This is a genomic window from Pseudomonas azadiae (genome assembly GCF_019145355.1).
Taxonomy (GTDB): Bacteria; Pseudomonadota; Gammaproteobacteria; order Pseudomonadales; family Pseudomonadaceae; genus Aquipseudomonas; species Aquipseudomonas azadiae.
Genome location: NZ_JAHSTY010000002.1, coordinates 1835947 through 1853130 on the forward strand (window position 1 = coordinate 1835947; position 17184 = coordinate 1853130).

15 protein-coding genes and 1 pseudogene are annotated in these 17184 nt (G+C 60.6%); 11 read left to right on the top strand and 5 right to left on the bottom strand.

Annotation, left to right across the window (positions count from 1 at the left end; genetic code table 11):
- The first annotated feature begins 69 nt into the window (after positions 1–69).
- On the top strand, positions 70–864 hold the full coding sequence (locus tag KVG91_RS24725) for a helix-turn-helix domain-containing protein (RefSeq protein ID WP_169374985.1): 795 nt from the start codon (positions 70–72) through the stop codon (positions 862–864).
- Positions 865–918: 54 nt separating this feature from the next.
- Entirely contained in the window at positions 919–2628 is a 1710-nt protein-coding gene (locus tag KVG91_RS24730; RefSeq protein ID WP_169374984.1) for an amidase, read from the top strand.
- Between the two features lie 857 nt (positions 2629–3485).
- On the opposite strand, the gene KVG91_RS24735 is transcribed toward KVG91_RS24730, so the two are convergent.
- Positions 3486–3704, bottom strand: a complete 219-nt coding sequence (locus tag KVG91_RS24735; protein WP_169374983.1) for a DUF6434 domain-containing protein — start codon at positions 3702–3704, stop codon at positions 3486–3488.
- A 96-nt stretch (positions 3705–3800) separates the two neighbouring features.
- Positions 3801–4898: an SMP-30/gluconolactonase/LRE family protein gene (locus KVG91_RS24740; protein ID WP_217894947.1), complete on the bottom strand. Its 1098-nt coding sequence runs from the start codon at positions 4896–4898 to the stop codon at positions 3801–3803.
- A 214-nt stretch (positions 4899–5112) separates the two neighbouring features.
- On the opposite strand from KVG91_RS24740, the gene KVG91_RS24745 reads away from it, so the two are divergent.
- Positions 5113–5544, top strand: coding sequence for a nuclear transport factor 2 family protein (locus KVG91_RS24745; RefSeq protein ID WP_169376923.1), 432 nt, complete (start codon positions 5113–5115; stop codon positions 5542–5544).
- A 28-nt stretch (positions 5545–5572) separates the two neighbouring features.
- Here KVG91_RS24745 and KVG91_RS24750 read toward each other — a convergent pair whose 3' ends face one another.
- Entirely contained in the window at positions 5573–6898 is a 1326-nt protein-coding gene (locus KVG91_RS24750; RefSeq protein ID WP_169376922.1) for an aminotransferase-like domain-containing protein, read from the bottom strand.
- A 92-nt stretch (positions 6899–6990) separates the two neighbouring features.
- Between KVG91_RS24750 and KVG91_RS24755 the strand changes: the two genes are divergently transcribed.
- Positions 6991–7881, top strand: coding sequence for a DMT family transporter (locus tag KVG91_RS24755; RefSeq protein ID WP_169376921.1), 891 nt, complete (start codon positions 6991–6993; stop codon positions 7879–7881).
- Here KVG91_RS24755 and KVG91_RS24760 read toward each other — a convergent pair.
- The gene (locus KVG91_RS24760; RefSeq protein ID WP_169376920.1) at positions 7878–8429 is read right to left on the bottom strand and encodes a YceI family protein; all 552 of its coding nucleotides are present in this window, start codon (positions 8427–8429) and stop codon (positions 7878–7880) included. The two genes, KVG91_RS24755 and KVG91_RS24760, sit on opposite strands and share 4 nt — an antisense overlap.
- 87 nt (positions 8430–8516) lie before the next feature.
- Here KVG91_RS24760 and KVG91_RS24765 point away from each other — a divergent pair, with 87 nt between their 5' ends.
- Genes KVG91_RS24765 through ampC form a run of 3 tightly spaced genes read left to right on the top strand, consistent with a single transcriptional unit; the run spans position 8517 to position 11151 of the window.
- Positions 8517–9011, top strand: coding sequence for a PaaI family thioesterase (locus tag KVG91_RS24765; RefSeq protein WP_169376919.1), 495 nt, complete (start codon positions 8517–8519; stop codon positions 9009–9011).
- A gap of 44 nt (positions 9012–9055) precedes the next feature.
- On the top strand, positions 9056–9943 hold the full coding sequence (gene yghX / locus KVG91_RS24770; protein WP_169376918.1) for a YghX family hydrolase: 888 nt from the start codon (positions 9056–9058) through the stop codon (positions 9941–9943).
- 59 nt (positions 9944–10002) lie between these two features.
- On the top strand, positions 10003–11151 hold the full coding sequence (ampC, locus tag KVG91_RS24775; protein WP_169376917.1) for a class C beta-lactamase: 1149 nt from the start codon (positions 10003–10005) through the stop codon (positions 11149–11151).
- Between the two features lie 26 nt (positions 11152–11177).
- Here ampC and KVG91_RS24780 read toward each other — a convergent pair whose 3' ends face one another.
- On the bottom strand, positions 11178–12134 hold the full coding sequence (locus tag KVG91_RS24780) for a polyprenyl synthetase family protein (RefSeq protein ID WP_169376916.1): 957 nt from the start codon (positions 12132–12134) through the stop codon (positions 11178–11180).
- A 270-nt stretch (positions 12135–12404) separates the two neighbouring features.
- Between KVG91_RS24780 and idi the strand changes: the two genes are divergently transcribed.
- The 4 genes and pseudogenes from idi (at position 12405) to KVG91_RS24800 (ending at position 17117) form a co-directional block, all read left to right on the top strand.
- Complete coding sequence (idi, locus tag KVG91_RS27740; RefSeq protein ID WP_225927053.1) at positions 12405–13949, top strand: isopentenyl-diphosphate Delta-isomerase; 1545 nt, start codon at positions 12405–12407, stop codon at positions 13947–13949.
- Positions 13950–14257: 308 nt separating this feature from the next.
- Positions 14258–14450, top strand: a pseudogene (locus tag KVG91_RS27745) (GFA family protein); the annotation flags it as partial.
- Positions 14451–14562: 112 nt separating this feature from the next.
- On the top strand, positions 14563–15459 hold the full coding sequence (locus tag KVG91_RS24795; RefSeq protein WP_169376915.1) for a dihydrodipicolinate synthase family protein: 897 nt from the start codon (positions 14563–14565) through the stop codon (positions 15457–15459).
- Between the two features lie 83 nt (positions 15460–15542).
- Positions 15543–17117, top strand: coding sequence for an aldehyde dehydrogenase (NADP(+)) (locus tag KVG91_RS24800; protein ID WP_169376914.1), 1575 nt, complete (start codon positions 15543–15545; stop codon positions 17115–17117).
- The last annotated feature ends 67 nt before the right edge of the window (positions 17118–17184 follow it).

Below are 17184 nucleotides of genomic sequence, written 5' to 3' on the forward strand. Positions count from 1 at the left end.
CCTTGGAGTGATCAAGGCTTAAGTTAGTGGTAAGGTTCAGCCCCTCGCAATGACCTCGGAGGTCATGGTTTGGTCACGGACTACTCTTCCACCGCTGGCGAACAACTGCGCCACTTGCGCAGGCTGGCCAAGCTGAGCCAACTCGACCTGGCGTTGATCACGGGGGTTTCCCAGCGGCACCTCAGTTGCATCGAGACGGGCCGGGCCAAGCCAGGCCCAGGCACCCTGCATACGCTGCTCGCGGCGCTGGAGGCACCGCTGGACCAGCGCAACCGCGTATTCCTCGCGGCCGGCTATGCTCCGCGCTACCCCGCCACGCCGCTCGCCTCCCCCGCGATGGCCGCGATCCGCGAAGCGGTCAGCCACGTGCTGCACGCCAACAATCCAGCCCCCGCCATCCTGCTGGACAGCCAGTGGCAGGTGCTGGCGGCGAATGCCAGTACCCATGCGCTGTTTGCATTGGTGGGCATCACGCCGGATGCGGCGCAGGGTGTGAACCTGCTGGTCACCTTGCTGCAAGCGGGCGGCCTGGGCGATCACCTGCTCAATGCCGACGAGATTCGCACCCTGGCCTGGCAGCGTGCCTCCCGCGAAGCGCTGGGCAATCCGGAACTGGCCGCGTTACTCGCCACCTTGCCGGCACCGACAGATGCCGAACTGCCCGCGCACCTGCCACCCTTGGTGCTGACGCGCATTCGCTCGACCCAGGGCGAACTGAGCTTTCTGTCTACCTTCACAACGTTCGGCATGCCTCAGGACATCACCCTCGCCTCCCTGCGCATCGAACATCTGATTCCCGCTGACGCGGCCACCTGGCAGGTGATGCGCGGTGCCCAAAGGGATGATGCGGCGCTGGTTTTGTGAAATAGCTGTACGTAGACTGCCGCCATACCCCCACTTGAAGGCGGCGAAAAAAACGTGATGCAAGTTACCGAAGTGTCCATTGCCCAATTGCGCGCTGCGCTTGAATCCGGCCAAACCACAGCCGTTGAGCTGGTCAAGGCTTACCTGGCGCGGATCGATGCCTATGACGGTCCGCAGACGGCCACCGCGCTGAACGCCGTGGTGGTGCGCAACCCCGATGCGCTGAAAGAAGCCGAAGCATCCGATGCACGCAGGATGAGGGGTGAAACCCTGGGGCCGTTGGAGGGCATTCCCTACACCGCCAAAGACAGCTATCTGGTCAAGGGCCTGACCGCTGCATCCGGCAGCCCGGCGTTTGCCAACCTGGTCGCCCAGCGCGACGCGTTCACCATCGAGCGCCTGCGCGCCGGGGGCGCCATCTGCCTGGGCAAGACCAATATGCCGCCGATGGCCAACGGCGGGATGCAGCGCGGTGTGTATGGCCGGGCGGAGAGCCCGTATAACGCCGATTACCTGACCGCACCGTTTGCCTCCGGCTCGTCCAACGGCGCCGGCACCGCGACGGCCGCCAGCTTTGCCGCCTTCGGTCTGGCGGAAGAAACCTGGTCCAGCGGACGCGGCCCGGCGTCCAACAACGGCCTGTGCGCCTACACCCCGTCCCGAGGGGTTATTTCGGTGCGCGGCAACTGGCCTTTGACGCCCACCATGGACGTGGTCGTGCCCTTTGCCCGCACCATGGCCGACCTGCTGGAGATACTCGAGGTGGTGGTGGCCGAAGACCCGGACACCCGTGGCGACCTGTGGCGCCTGCAGCCGTGGGTGCCGATCCCGAGTGTCGCTTCGGTGCGCCCGGCGTCCTACCTTGAACTGGCGGCAACGGCCGAGTCCCTCGCGGGCAAGCGCTTTGGCGTGCCGCGCATGTACATCAATGCAGACCCGGATGCCGGCACCAGCGAAAAGCCGGGGATTGGCGGCCCGACCGGGCAGAAGATCAACACCCGCGCCAGCGTGATCGCGCTGTGGCAAGCCGCACGCCAGGCACTGCAAGCCGCTGGTGCCGAAGTCGTGGAGGTGGACTTCCCGCTGGTCTCCAACTGCGAAGGCGACCGCCCCGGCGCGCCCACTGTGTTTACCCGCGGGCTGGTGTCCAAGGAATTCCTCCACGATGAACTGTGGGAACTGTCGGCCTGGGCCTTCGATGACTTCCTGCGCGCCAACAACGACCCCGCCCTCAACCGCCTGGCTGATGTGGACGGGCCGAAGATCTTCCCCCACGACCCAGGCACCCTGCCCAACCGTGAAGACGACCTGGCGGCCGGCATGGACGAATACGTGCGCATGGCCGAGCGCGGTATTACTCCATGGGATCACATCAGCAGCGTTCCCGACGGCCTGCGCGGCCTGGAGCAAACCCGGCGCATCGACCTGGAAGACTGGATGAACACGCTCGGCCTCGACGCTGTGCTGTTCCCCACGGTGGCCGACGTGGGCCCGGCGGATGCCGACGTGAACGAAGCCTCGGCGGATATCGCGTGGAGCAACGGCGTCTGGGTAGCCAACGGCAACCTCGCCATCCGCCACCTCGGCGTACCGACCGTCACCGTGCCGATGGGCGTGATGGCGGATATCGGCATGCCGGTGGGGCTGACATTTGCCGGGCGGGCTTATGACGATTCGGCGTTGCTGCGATTTGCTTCGGCGTATGAAGCGACGGGCAGCAAACGCCAGGTCCCGCCGCGTACTCCGCCGTTGGCGGCAGACTAAACACCGTTCAACTGTGGGAGCTGGCTTGCCTGCGATTGCGGTCTTTCAGGTACACATGTACCAACTGAACCACCGCCATCGCGGCATAGGTTTCTACACATTTTTGTAGTGAGCGGGCTTGTCCCGCGCTGGGTGGCGAAGCCGCCCCAATAAAAGACGCCGCGCAGTTTCAGACAAACCCAATTCGCCTGGTTTGGGGCGGCTGCGCAGCCCAGCGCGGGACAAGCCCGCTCACTACAAAGATGTGTAGATACCTATGGCCATCGCAGGCAAGCCAGTTCCCACATTTTTGAACGCATTTCAGGCCGATTCGGCGTAAACCGTCACCGGCCGCAACCCCCCAGATCCCACCGCAGGCAGCAGGCTAAACACCGTGCAACTGTGGGAGCTGGCTTGCCTGCGAAAGCGGTCTTTCAGTGACAAATGTGCCGACTGACCCACCGCCATCGCGGCATAGGTTTCTACCCATTTTTGTAGTGAGCGGGCTTGTCCCGCGCTGGGTGGCGAAGCCGCCCCAATAAAAGACGCCGCGCAGTTTCAGACAAACCCAATTCGCCTGGTTTGGGGCGGCTTCGCAGCCCAGCGCGGGACAAGCCCGCTCACTACAAAGATGTGTAGATACCTATGGCCATCGCAGGCAAGCCAGTTCCCACCTTTTTGAGCGTATTTCAGGCCGATTCGGCGTAAACCGTCACCGGCCGCAAACCCCAGATCCCACCGCAGGCAGCAGGCTAAACACAGTGCAACTGTGGGAGCTGGCTTGCCTGCGAAAGCGGTCCTTCAGTGACAAATGTGCCGACTGACCCACCGCCATCACCAAGGCGTCGCAGGGCACCCCTGGTATTTTTCATCGGGCGTCATGGGCGTGAATCCTCGTTTCGACGTTGCCATTCATCCACCACATCGCCCAGGGTCTTGGGCTGGTCGTTGCGGATCCAGGCCATGAAGGGGCGGTCGAACTTGAACCTCGGACCGCACTGCTCAAGCATGAAGCGGCGCACGTTCTGTGTGTTTTTGTAGTGACGGTTCACGGGTGTGGCGCGGGTGATGGGGTCGCTGTGCCAATTGAAGTCCATTTGCTTGACGCTCCGATGTCTCAGGAGCTCGCAGCATAGCGCCAAAATGCCACAGTGAACGCCGGTCAACCGATGTTCACCGTGGTTTCTTTCGCGTCACCCGACGAAGTCGGCACCACGCGTATTGACGAACAGCGCATAGATCGAATGGCTGCCCGCCATGAACAGGCGGTTGCCTTCGCGGCCGCCAAAACACAGGTTGGGACAGCGCTCCGGCAGCGAGATATGCCCGATAGCCTTGCCCTGTGGGTTGAACACGCGCACGCCGTCGAGTTTTTCCAGGTCGGCCTTGGGGTCGCCGTTGCCACCCCAGCCACACCACAGGTTGCCGCTCTCGTCGCACTTGATGCCGTCCAGCGCTGCGTAGTCAAACCCTTCGATGTGCTTGCGACGTGCGCCGAGCGTGCCGTCCTCCTTCACGTCGATGGCCCAGACCAGCCGGTTGGGTTTGGCCCGGCCCTCCACCACATACAGGATTTTTTCGTCCGGGGAAAAGCACAAGCCATTGGGCCCGTTGAGGTCGTCGATCACCCGCGTGACCTTGCCGCTGTCTGCGTCTATACGATAAACGCCGTGGGGCTGAGTGGGTGTGATCTTGTGCCCTTCGTAGTTGTTGCCGGTCTGGAAAGGCGGGTCAGTGAACCACACCGAGCCATCACGTTTGCACACGATATCGTTGGGCGAATTGAAAGGCTTGCCCTCAAAACTGTCCGCCAGCACAGTGATGCGGCCGTTGTGTTCGGTCCGGCTGATTCGCCGACCCTCACTCGTGGTGGTCGAACCTTCGCACACCAGCAGACGGCCCTGGCGATCACGGCACATGCCGTTGGAGAAGTTGGCGTTGTCACGGTACACCGACAGGCTATCGGTCACTTCGTCCCAGCGCAGGATGCGGTTGTTGGGGATATCGCTGACCAGCAAGTAGCGGCCATCCCCGATCCATACCGGCCCCTCCGCCCAGCGCAGGCCGGTCGCGAGCCGTTCGACGCTGGCGTTGAACAGGCGCAACTCGAGGAAGCTGTCATCGAGCACGTTGATCAGCGGGTCGGGATAACGCTGGCTCAAGGGTTCGGCGGCTTCTGCCAGGCCAGGCACATTGCCGAGCACCGCGACCGATGCGCAAACTGCCAGGGAACGCTTGAGGAAGACGCGGCGACTGTGGTCGGCCCGCGCAGGCAGAGGAGGAAATGCCATGGTGTGTCTCCGTTATTTTATTGTTAGACGGAGAACCATTCTTGCTTAGTGATGGGACGTCGTACAAGAACATTAGGACCTCAATGCTGCTTTCCTATGGGCACGCGTGCAAATAATCAAAATTACGATTCCAAAATCGAGCCGGATATTGCAATGTTGTACGACGACACAATCTGTAACGTGTCTGTCCTCCAACAACAATAAGGAATCCCCCATGCAAAAACTCAAACTGCTGATCGGTTTTCTGTGCCTGTTCACCGGTTATGTCGCAGCGGCGCCCGCTACTGCCGAGAAGGAAGTGGCCCAAGCGGTCGACCAACTGACCCAAGCCATGCTGCACCTGGACCTCAAGCAGCTTCACGCGCTGACCTCCGACACGCTCACCTACGGCCACTCCAGCGGCAAGGTGCAGAACAAAGCGCAATTCATCGCTGACCTGGAAACCCGCACCAGCGCCTTCAAGACCCTGGAGATGCAGAACCAGACCATCACCCTGCAAGGCGACACCGCGCTGGTGCGCAACCACTTCCACGCGCTGGCCGTGAACAGCGGCGTCGAAGTCCCTACCGACATCGACAACTTCCAGGTGTGGCAGAAGCAAAAAGGCAAATGGCTGCTGATCGGGCGTCAGGCTTACAAGTACTGAGGGCCGCGGGTGAGCCGCCGCAGTCGGCTCACCCTGCCACCACCTTGCGCACGGTCAGCAGCGCGTCACGCAACGCCGGCATCGCCAGCGAGCCCAACGCCAGCCGCAACGCATGCGGGACATGGGCAGAAACGGCAAACGGCTCGGCGGTGGACACCGAAATGTGCTCGCGCTGCAAGGCCATGGCGACCTGATCGGCGCGGGCCTCTTCGGCCAGGGGCAACCACAAGAAATACGATGAGGGATGGCTGGTGTAGGCCAGCCCTTTGAGCACCTGCGCCGCCAGGGCCTGCCGCGCCTGGGCATCCTCGCGCTTTTGCGCTTCCAGTTGCGCGACGGTGCCATCTTCGATCCACGCCACCGCAATCGCACTCATCACGCCTGGGACGTTCCAGGTGGTGGCCATGATCGTGCGCTCCAGTGTCTTCACCCATTCCCGGGGCGCCGCGACAAAGCCCACGCGCAGACCGGTCGCGACACTTTTCGAGAGCCCGCCCACGTACACCGTGCGTTCCGGCGCCAGGCTCGCCACGGGCGGCGGCGGGTTTGCGGCGAGGAACGCGTAGGCCGCGTCTTCGATGATGATCAGGTCGTGCTGGCGGGCGATGGCGACCAACCGCTCGCGCTGCGCCCGGTCCATCACCCAGCCCAAAGGATTGTGCAGCGTCGGCATGCTGTACACGGCCCGCACCGGGCGGCGGCGACACAGGTTTTGCAGGGCGTCCAGGTCTGTGCCGGCGGGCGTCACCGGGATCGCGACGATTTCCAGGTGCAGGGTCTCGGCGAGCACCTTGAACCCCGAATAGGTCAACGCATCCACGGCGACCACATCGCCGGGCTTGAGCAGCGCCATCAGCGTCACCGCCAAGCCGTGCTGGGCGCCGCTGACCAACAGCACCTGCTCGGCCTGCACAGTCAGCCCACGATTGAGCAAATGCCGGGCGACGGCGGCACGCTCGTGCAAACGCCCCGCGTGAGGCTGGTAACGCAACAGGGCTTCTAGGTCACCGGACAGCGCCAACTGGCGTAACGCCGTGCGCAGCAGGTCGGCCTGGCCCGGCAACGCGGGGTAGTTGAAATTGAGGTCGCGCATGCCCGCTGCAACCGTCATCTGCCCACTGCCCTGCCCTGGCGGCAACAAGATTTCGCGCACAAAGGTGCCACGCCCGGTTTCACCGCTGACCAGCCCCATCGCCGCAAGCTCGCTGTACACGCGGCTCGCGGTGACCAGCGCCAGGCCGTGCTCGGCGGCCAGTTGGCGGTGAGTCGGCAGCCGCGTGCCGGGCGGCATTTTGCCGCTGCGGATGTCCTCGGCGAACCTGTCGACCAGTAACTTGTAGCGGGCACGCGGCATAGGGGATGTATCCATGACAATTTTTTGATTGTCTTTATGCTCGCCCCTAGGATGGCCCAAGCGCAACCCTTCTTTCTGGCGGGCATCTCCTCATGGAACGTACATCTTTCTTCAGCACCCTGGGTACAAGCACCCAAGGCTGGATCAACGGTTTTATCGGCGTGCTGATTTTCAGCGGTTCATTGCCCGCCACGCGCCTGGCCGTAATGGAGTTCGACCCCGTGTTCCTTACCATGGTGCGTGCCGTCATCGCCGCCAGCCTGGGCTTGCTGCTGCTGTGGCTGTTCAAGGAAAAACGCCCTGCGCGCCACCAATGGATGCCCCTGGCAATCGTCGCCCTTGGCGTGGTGATCGGCTTCCCGCTGCTCACCGCCCTCGCGCTGCAATACGTGACCTCGGCCCACTCCATCGTGTTCATCGGCCTGCTGCCGCTGGCCACCGCCGTGTTTGGTGTCCTGCGTGGCGGTGAGCGGCCGCGCCCGGTGTTCTGGCTGTTTTCGACCCTGGGCAGCATGCTGGTGATGGGTTATGCCGTCGTCCAAGGCCTGAGCGCCGCGCCCGTCGGCGACCTGTTGATGCTGTTGGCGGTGCTGGTGTGCGGCCTGGGCTACGCCGAAGGCGCCACGCTGTCGCGCAGCCTGGGTGGCTGGCAGGTGATCTGCTGGGCGCTGGTGATCTCGCTGCCGGTGGTCTTGCCGCTGAGCCTGATCCTGGCGCCGTCGAGTTTTGCCGGCATCAGCCTGCCGGCCTGGCTGAGCCTGGGTTACGTGGCGTTGTTCAGCATGTTGATCGGTTTTGTGTTCTGGTATCGCGGCCTGGCCCAGGGGGGCATTGCGGCCGTCGGCCAGCTGCAATTGCTGCAACCGTTCTTCGGCCTGGCACTGGCGGCGGGCCTGCTGCACGAACAGGTGAGCCTGGGCATGGTGCTGGTGACGGTCGCGGTGATCGGCTGCGTCGCCGGTGCAAGGAAGTTCGCCCGTTAACGCTGCGGCGCGACCATCTTGAACTTGATGTTGATGTCATTGGACACCACGCTGTTGCCGGCCCACTCGCCCTCGCCAATCCTGAAGTCGCCACGCTTGAGAATGAACTCACCGTCGAACACGCCAATGCCATCCAGCTCCTTGAGCAGCACCTGCACATCAACCGGCTGCGTGGTGCCTTTGATGGTCAGGTGCCCGCTGATCCTGAAGCGGTTACCGCCCAGGGCCTTGACCGAAGTGGATTCATACACGCCCACCGGATAGGTGGCGGTATCGAACCAAGAGGCACGTTGCAGGGTGTCATTGGCGTCGTCGCTCCCCGCGTTGATGCTGGCGAGCTGAATCTTGAGCCGTGCATGCCCCGCCTCCGGCCGCTGGGTATCGAAGGTCAGCGTGCCCTCAAACTGGCCGAACGTGCCATACACCCGCTGCCCCAACTGCTGGTAGGTGAAGCTGATCTGACTGGCGGCAGGGTTGACGTCGGTGTACTCCACCGCCTGTGCATTGGCGATACAACCCAGGGCGAGCAGTAGAATTCCACGTTTCATGCCGCGCTCTCCAAACAAATGCATGTATTCCCATCAGGCGCCTGTCCTGCTAAACAGAGTAGCCGCTCACCACAATAAGGACTTTGCATGCATTCCCCGTCTCTGCAAGACATCACGGCCCCGGAAGGCGTCTGCTACGGCTGCGGCACCAGCAACCCACAGGGCCTGCACATCAAGAGCCGCTGGGACGAAGACCGCATCCACGTCATCGCCGAGTATCAACCCGAGCCCCACTACACCGGCTGGCCCGACCTGGTCTACGGCGGCCTGATCGCCATGCTGGTGGACTGCCATTCCAACTGGACCGCCATGGCCTACCACTACCAGGCCGAACACCGCGAACCGGGCAGCCTGCCGCGTATCGATTGCGTCACCGGCAACCTGGGCATCAAATTCATCAAGCCCACCCCCATGGGCATCCCGCTGACCCTGCGCGCGCGGGTCGACGGCGACGTGGGCCGTAAAAGCCGTGTGGTCTGCGAGGTATACGCCGGCGACGTGCTCACCGCAATCGGTGACTCGGTGTTCGTGCGGGTCGACACCGCGCAACTGGCCGCCGCCGCCCATGGCCGCGAGGGCTGAACCTGGTCTACATTGATTGCCACCGCCAATCGAGGACTGCACCGATGACTCGTCTCACCGCCAAAGACTTTGCGCCCGAACTGCTGGAGCTCTACGACGGCTATGCCCATGGCAAGATCAACCGCCGCGAATTTCTCGACCGCGCCGCCCTGTTCACCTTGGGCGGCCTCACCGCCTCGGCCCTGCTCGCGGCGCTGAGCCCCAACTACGCCCTGGCCGAGCAGGTAAAATTCACCGACCCGGATATCGTCGCCGACTACATCACCTACCCCTCGCCCAAAGGCAACGGTACCGTGCGCGGCTACCTGGTGCGGCCGGCCAAGGCCTCAGGCAAACTGCCGGCCGTGGTGGTGGTCCACGAAAACCGTGGCTTGAATCCCTATATCGAGGACGTCGCCAGGCGCCTGGCCAAGGCCGGCTTCATCGCGCTGGCACCGGATGGCCTGACCTCAGTGGGCGGTTATCCCGGCAACGACGAGAAAGGCGTGGCGCTGCAACAGACCGTCGACCCGACCAAGCTGATGAACGACTTCTTCGCCGCCATCGAATGGCTGATGCACCACGACAACAGCACCGGCAAAGTCGGGATCACGGGCTTCTGTTATGGCGGTGGCGTGACCAACGCGGCGGCGGTGGCTTATCCGGAGTTGGGCGCGGCGGTGTCGTTTTACGGGCGCCAGCCAGAAGCCAAGGACGTACCCCGGATCAAGGCGCCGATCATGCTGCACTTCGGCGAGCTGGATACGCGGATCAATGAGGGCTGGCCTGCGTACGAAACGGCGCTGAAGACGGCAGGCACCACCTATGAAGCCTATATCTACAAGGGTGCCAACCATGGCTTCCATAACGACTCGACACCGCGTTATGACAAGGCGGCGGCGAATCTTGCGTGGGAAAGGACATTAGGTTGGTTCCGCAAGTATCTGGTTTAATGCGTTTTTTTTCCAACGGCAGGCGTTGAAATGAGCTGCCCACTTTTCGGAAACCCCTCATGCTCCAACCGTTCATAGCACGCCATTCAACCGCGCTGGCGTTGTGCCTCGTCGCCGGCAACTGCCTGGCCGCGCCGGACCTGCGGGCGGTGGTGGACGCCAGCGTCGAGCCATTGATGCAGCAACAGTCCATTCCCGGCCTCGTCGTCGGCGTCGTGAAGGACGGCAAGACGGCGTACTTCAGCTATGGCGTCGCCAGCAAAGACACCCGACAGCCCGTCAGCGAAAACACCCTGTTCGAGATCGGTTCGGTGAGCAAAACCTTCACCGCCACCCTTGCCGGGTATGCCGTAGCGACCGGCAACCTGACCCTCAGCGACCCGGCCAGCCGGTATCTGCCCGCCTTGCGCGGCAGCCCGTTCGAGCACATCAGCGTGCTCAACCTGGGCACCTACAGCGCTGGTGGCCTGCCCCTGCAGTTTCCCCGCGAGGCCGATAACAACCCGCGCATGATCAGCTATTTCCAGCACTGGAAACCCGACTTCGCCCCTGGCACCCACCGCCTGTATTCCAACCCGAGCCTGGGCCTGTTCGGCTACCTGGCGGCGCAAAGCCTGAAGCAGCCTTTCGATCAATTGATGCAGGACATCCTGCTGCCGAAACTGGGCCTGGAGCATACCTTTATCAAGGTGCCCAATGAGCAAATGAGCCTGTACGCCCAAGGCTATGGCAAGGACGGTAACCCCGTGCGCGTGGGCCCCGGGGCCCTCGACAGCGAAGCCTACGGCATCAAGACCAGCGCGTCGGACCTGCTGCACTACGTGCAGGTGAACATGCGCCCGGCAACGCTGGACCCTGCGCTGCAACGGGCCATCGCCACCACCCACACCGGCTACTACACCGTCGAAGGCATGACCCAGGGCCTGGGTTGGGAGATGTATCCCTACCCGATCAAGCTTGATGCGTTGGTGGAGGGCAACTCAACAAAAATGGCCATCGAGCCGCACGAGGTCAACTGGCTCACCCCGCCGCAGGCGCCTGACGCCGATAGGCTGGTGAACAAAACCGGTTCCACCAATGGGTTTGGCGCGTATGTGGCGTATGTGCCGAGCAAGGGCATGGGCGTGGTGATATTGGCAAACAGGAACTACCCGAATGCGGAACGGGTGAAGGTAGCCCATGCAATCTTGAGCGCGCTAGGCCAGTAAGCGGCAATCGTTAGGACGAGTGCCGGTTAGTCGTCCTTCGCGAGTAACCGTTTGTAGTAGTCGTCTTCAGGGCGAAGCTGGAAATGGACGCTCTGTAAGAACGCATCCAACCGTCTGATGTTTACACTGGCGTCAAGCTGACGGATAGCATGCAAGCATTGCAGGAGGCCGCTATAGGCTTGCTCCATCAGATCCATGGCCTCCTTGAAAACGCCGGCATCTCCATACGCTTGAATGATTTGCTTTTTTTGATCCGAACTTCGCGCCCCCTTAATCAAGGGATCAGCCGCAAGTATCATCAAGAATGACTTTGGGCCGCCTTCCAAGTCCATAGCAAACCCTTTCACTCCAAAATGCGTCATATCAATGATGTCACGCAAATCATTAATATAACGATAATAGATACCCAGCCCCCACAACATGGAGTCCAGCCACTTATAGACCTCCTCATTCAGCGGCTTCAAACACTGACAAGCCTCCAACAGAAATATGAAAAAGCAGCCAGTATTAGCTTTCGCAATACAACCATACTCTTCCAGCGTTAGCAGTGTTTTACTATCACTTGCCTCAAGGTCAAGAAACTGGCCAACATGCAAGCGTTCAATACTTCTGATTCCAGCACAGACAACATCTAAATTATTCAGTTCGGCGAGTCGCTGAAGCCCCTCAACATGACCACACATTCCCGACAACAGTGCAGGACCTTCGCCAAATTTCGTCCAAACAGAACGAACCCCACGGCGCAGTTCATCACGATCGAGTTGATCGTCTTGTATCAATGAGGACACGTTCATTTTCTCTACCGCATCGCACAATATTCGAGTTTGTGAGGCGTGCAGACCGAACAATGTTGAAAGTGCCCTAGCCAGTTCGGTTCGAACGAGCTTCCCGCGTACGCGTTCTTGATATACGAACGGCTCGCGCCACTTGGCCTTGGCGCTTGAGTACCAAGTGTCATCAAGTTCTACGAAGGAATTGGGCATAGAGAGGATCCCGCTGAGGATGGGAATGAGGGTTTCCTCTCCCGTTCTACACTGTGAATTTTTCACGCGTAAAAGACCACCAGCACTAAAGGTCACAGCTCTACGTCGACGACACCTGATTACAAAAGTTAGCAGGAACTAAAAGTGCCGAGTAAAATTTTTTATACCATTTTAATCTTTTCATCATTCCAAACCGATATAAATCGGTGCGCGTGCTCCTTGCGAGCCTAGGCTATATATCATTCTACTGTTATTCAGGAATATCTACGCATGGAAGAATTACTCATCTTGGTCGACCCTAAAGACCGGCAGATCGGCACTGCCGGAAAGTTGCGCGTGCATCAGAAGGGTTTTCTCCACCGCGCGTTTTCGATTTTTATATTTGATCAACAGTCCCGCTTGTTGTTACAACAACGAGCAGATGGTAAGTACCATTCTGCAGGCTTATGGAGCAATACATGTTGCGGACATCCGCGTCTCGGGGAAAAGACATTGGACGCTGCAAAACGACGATTAATGGGGGAAATGGGGCTGACGTGTGAACTGTCTGAGCACTTCGCATTTATCTATCAGAAACAACTTATGGAGGGGATGACGGAGCACGAGTACGATCATGTGCTGGTAGGCCGCAGCGTGACTGAACCCACCTTGAACCCTGATGAAGCCAAAGCCTACCGTTGGGTGCACCCCCTGGCGTTACAGGATGAATTGACACGCGCACCCGAAACCTTCACGGTTTGGTTCCACCTTATCCTCGGGCGTTGGGGATTGCCTGAAATGGCAACTTTGGCAAGCCCTTTGCGGGATGCCAACCGGCCCTCGCCCGTCGCGGGGGGGGCCGCAAGCAGTGCCCTTTTCCGTCTGCCGCTCTGCTTTGAAAGAGAGTCCTATCCGCTTAGCCCCTTCACCAACCAAGCCCAACAACATACTCGGCAATGGCTCAAGAATATGGGGCTGGAAGACACCCCTCATGCGGCGCGACAGCTGGACATCTACGATCCCGGCCGGTATGCCAGTTACATGTGGAGTAAAGCGCCCCTTGAGATATTGTGCATTCTTTCCGATCTGGTCGGCTGGTTCAGTTGCCAGGATGACTTTGCCGACGAGGATTGCGAGAACCCCGAAACCTTGGAGCAACTGATTCGCGGGGCCTATAACAGCGCCTTCACCGCCAATACGCTTGACCGCCGGCCGCTTGCTGCAGCGCTCGCGGATATCATCCGACGAGCAGCCCGCCTGATGCCGCCACTCTGGAAGGAGCGGGTTGGCGAACAATATTTAAACTACCTTTTGCCCTGTGCAACAGCGCTGATGCATCGCACACATAACACTCAGCCAGGAATCGACGGATTTCAAAGCCTGTGGCAGAACGCCGGCGGATTCCAGGTGTGCTTGGAGTTCACCTACATGGTCCAAAACATTCAGTTACCGTCATCCCTGTATTACAGCCAACCCTGGCAGGAATTGCGGAGCCTCGCCCTGAACTTGTTTAAAGCAGTCAACGATTTGCTGTCTTTTCGAATCATGGAGAACCCTGACGACGATATTTACAACCTCCTTACCCATTTGAGACACACCCAGGGCTATTCGTCGGCGCAAGCGGCGCGAGAAGTCTCGCAACGCATTGAGCTGTGGGCCAATCAGTTTGCAACTGCTCAGGCTCGGTTACCCGAGCGTTTGGCGAGCGCGGGCTACGACGAGCTTGCCCAGGAACAACTGGTGACATGCGCACAGGCTCTGCATGAGCAATTGCTTGGCAACGCCGCTTGGCATTTAGCCGTAGAGCGCTATCGGGAAATACGTTTTAAAGGCTAGAGAGCACCATCGGGGGATACGTCGGCATACGCTACGACCGCAATGTGCAGTGGGTGAAACTCAATAAGCCTCGGGCGGTTCATGGGCGCAGTATCCTGATGCGCGAAGTGGAGGCAGTGCCCATCTCCTTTCGCGTGTTGATAGCCACGTTGATGTCAGAAAAACACCTGAGCTGAACAGTGACCCTGCCTGCAATGCAAGTGAAGTGCGCCAGTCAGGATGCTCCAACTGAACCACTGCTTTCGCGGGCAAGCCCGCTGCCACAGCTGGATCGAACCAGTTGAAGCCGGCGCCGAGGACACTGCCTGGAGCTGACTCGCCCGTTTGACTCGGCGATCGACACGCCGGTGCCGCCGAGGCATATACACCTGATGCTCGGGTCGAAGGCGCTGTAGGAGAAGCCACGACCTGCAGTTCGACAAATACCCCAAGGAGTTTGTTGCCCAATGGCATGAACGGCGCGGGCTGCCCGTTCAGCGCCACGGACTTTTTTTGCCATAAAAAAATCAAGCCTTGTGTGGACAGGCGAAATCGCGAAATTGTAGATTGGATACAGTTGACAATTTAAGCGCAATTTCACCCCCACAAACCACAACAAAAAAAGGTACTTGAAATGGCAATCTGGAAAGGCGTTTTCCCCGCGGTCACCACCAAGCTGACTGAGGATGGCGAGGTCGATCTGGCAGCAACCCAAGCCAGCATCGATCGCCTGATCAATAACGGCGTTTCCGGCGTTATCGTCCTGCCGATGCTGGGCGAGAATGCGTCCATGAGCATGCCGGAGCGTGAGTCGGTTATTCGCGCGGCGGTCGAAGTCGCCGCCGGCCGCGTGCCCGTGCTGTGCGGGCTTGCCGAAATCACCCTGCACACCGCGAAGAAACATGCAGCGCTCTACAAGAGCTTTGGTGCACAAGGCCTGATGGTTTTCCCCAGCCTGGGCTACAAGACCGACCACCGTGAAACGGTGGAGTGGTACAAGGGCATCGCCAGTGCCACCGACCTGCCGATCATGATCTACAACAATCCGATCGCCTACGGGGTCGACTGCACCCCGGCGATCCTGGCAGATCTGGTGGATACTCCCGAGATTGTCTGCGTCAAGGAAGAAACCGGAGACATTCGGCGTGTGACCGACATGTACGTCGCCTTCGGTGATCGCTTCAGTATCTTTTGCGGGGTCGACGACCTGATCGTCGAAAGCAGCGCGCTGGGCGTCACCGGTTGGGTATCGGGCATGACCAACGTGTGGCCGGCGCAGTGCGTGAAGCTCTTTGAGCTCTGCGCCCAGCAACGTTTCAGTGAGGCCCGTGAGCTGTACCACATCCTGACGCCGTCCTTTCATTTGGATGTACACGTCAAGCTGGTGCAATACATAAAACTGGCCGAACACCTGGTCTATGGGGCCCCGGAGTGGACACGCGCGCCACGCCTGGCGCTGGTCGGCCAGGAGCGCGAGTACGTGATCAGCACCGTGCAAAAAGCTATCGACACCCTCGCTGTTCGCGGGTAGCCCCCGCGGGCCCCTGCCTTGGCTTGGGGCCCACCTCCTATACAGAAACCACACACTCATTTTTCCATTGAGCGAGGCTTGTTATGTCAATCACCGGTGAAATGCTGATCGGCCAGACGACAGTTCGCGGTAAAAACGGCCAGATCCATGGGATCGACGCCGCTACCGGCGAAACGTTGGCACCGGCTTTCGGCGGCGCCACGCCAGACGATCTCGAAAACGCTTGCGCCCTTGCGCAGGCGGCTTTCGATGCTTACCGCGAAACGACGCCAGAGCGTCGCGCAGTTTTCCTGGAAGCCATCGCCAGCAATATCCTCGCGCTGGGTGATGCATTGATCGAGCGCTGCATGGCCGAAACCGGGCTGCCGCGTGGGCGACTCGAAGGCGAGCGGGCACGCACGATCAGCCAGCTTGCACTGTTCGCATCGGTTGTTCGCGAGGGCAGTTTCCTGGACGTGCGTATCGATCCGGCACGCCCGGACCGTACGCCACTGCCTCGCGCGGATATCCGCCTGCGCAATATTGGCATTGGCCCGGTTGCCGTATTCGGCGCCTCCAACTTTCCGCTGGCGTTTTCGGTTGCAGGGGGCGATACGGTCTCCGCACTGGCCGCCGGCTGCCCCGTGATCGTTAAAGCGCATTCGGCGCATCCAGGCACCTCTGAGCTGGTGGGCCAGGCAATTCAACGATCGGTACGCGAATGCAACCTTGCAGAGGGCGTGTTTTCCCTGATATTCGATTCGCAGCACAGCATCAGCCAGGCACTGGTTGCCGACCACCGGATCAAGGCTGTCGGTTTCACAGGCTCGCAACACGCAGGCGTCACCTTGATGAATATCGCGGCGGCACGCAGGGAGCCTATCCCAGTCTACGCAGAGATGAGCGCGATCAACCCTGTGGTGTTACTGCCGCACGCATTGGCCGAGCGCGGCGCGGCTATCGCTGACACCTTTATCGCCTCACTCACCGTGGGCGCAGGCCAGTTTTGTACAAATCCGGGATTGATCCTGGCGATCGAAGGCCCGCCACTCGCGGCCTTCGAGCGCGCGGCAGTCACCTCCCTGAGCGCAATACCTGCGGCAACCATGCTGACGTGCAGGATCTACGAAGGCTTTTGCGAGGGTGTCGAAAAACTGCGGGCGCAGCCTGATGTTGAGCTACTTGGCCGAGGCCGACCGGGTGAATGCCTTCAAGGGCAGGCCGCGCTGTTCGCCACCCGTGCGCATGCGTTCCTGGCACACACCGCACTGCGCCACGAAGTGTTTGGCGCCTCGTCCCTGATTGTTCGCTGCCCTGATGCAGACACATTGCTGCAGGTGATTGAAGCGCTGGAGGGGCAGCTGACGATCGCGGTTCACGCGAGTGCCGACGATTATCCCCACCTTGGTGCGCTGGTGCCGACCCTGGAGAAAAAGGCCGGCCGCATTCTGCTCAATGGTTTTGGTACAGGCGTGGAGGTGTGTAACGCCATGGTGCATGGCGGCCCCTTCCCGGCCACGTCAGACCCTCGCACTACCTCGGTGGGCAGCTTGGCAATCAATCGTTTTTTGCGGCCGGTGTCTTACCAGGATTTCCCCGAGGCGTTGTTGCCCCCAATACTCCAGGACGCCAATCCATTCGGCATTAGCCGCCGAGTGGACGGCCGGACTGAACCCTGACTGAGCATCGGGTTGAAATGTTTCGCTCACAGCTACTGGAAGGGTCCTACATCGGTGCGCCTGGGTT

What these genes read in the sequence shown, in the direction of transcription:
- KVG91_RS24735 (WP_169374983.1), bottom strand. Translation starts at nt 3,704, where the DNA reads ATGGACTTCAATTGGCACAGCGACCCCATCACCCGCGCCACACCCGTG.
- KVG91_RS24740 (WP_217894947.1), bottom strand. Translation starts at nt 4,898, where the DNA reads ATGGCATTTCCTCCTCTGCCTGCGCGGGCCGACCACAGTCGCCGCGTC.
- KVG91_RS24745 (WP_169376923.1), top strand. Translation starts at nt 5,113, where the DNA reads ATGCAAAAACTCAAACTGCTGATCGGTTTTCTGTGCCTGTTCACCGGT.
- KVG91_RS24750 (WP_169376922.1), bottom strand. Translation starts at nt 6,898, where the DNA reads ATGCCGCGTGCCCGCTACAAGTTACTGGTCGACAGGTTCGCCGAGGAC.
- KVG91_RS24755 (WP_169376921.1), top strand. Translation starts at nt 6,991, where the DNA reads ATGGAACGTACATCTTTCTTCAGCACCCTGGGTACAAGCACCCAAGGC.
- KVG91_RS24760 (WP_169376920.1), bottom strand. Translation starts at nt 8,429, where the DNA reads ATGAAACGTGGAATTCTACTGCTCGCCCTGGGTTGTATCGCCAATGCA.
- KVG91_RS24765 (WP_169376919.1), top strand. Translation starts at nt 8,517, where the DNA reads ATGCATTCCCCGTCTCTGCAAGACATCACGGCCCCGGAAGGCGTCTGC.
- yghX (WP_169376918.1), top strand. Translation starts at nt 9,056, where the DNA reads ATGACTCGTCTCACCGCCAAAGACTTTGCGCCCGAACTGCTGGAGCTC.
- ampC (WP_169376917.1), top strand. Translation starts at nt 10,003, where the DNA reads ATGCTCCAACCGTTCATAGCACGCCATTCAACCGCGCTGGCGTTGTGC.
- KVG91_RS24780 (WP_169376916.1), bottom strand. Translation starts at nt 12,134, where the DNA reads ATGCCCAATTCCTTCGTAGAACTTGATGACACTTGGTACTCAAGCGCC.
- idi (WP_225927053.1), top strand. Translation starts at nt 12,405, where the DNA reads ATGGAAGAATTACTCATCTTGGTCGACCCTAAAGACCGGCAGATCGGC.
- KVG91_RS24795 (WP_169376915.1), top strand. Translation starts at nt 14,563, where the DNA reads ATGGCAATCTGGAAAGGCGTTTTCCCCGCGGTCACCACCAAGCTGACT.
- KVG91_RS24800 (WP_169376914.1), top strand. Translation starts at nt 15,543, where the DNA reads ATGTCAATCACCGGTGAAATGCTGATCGGCCAGACGACAGTTCGCGGT.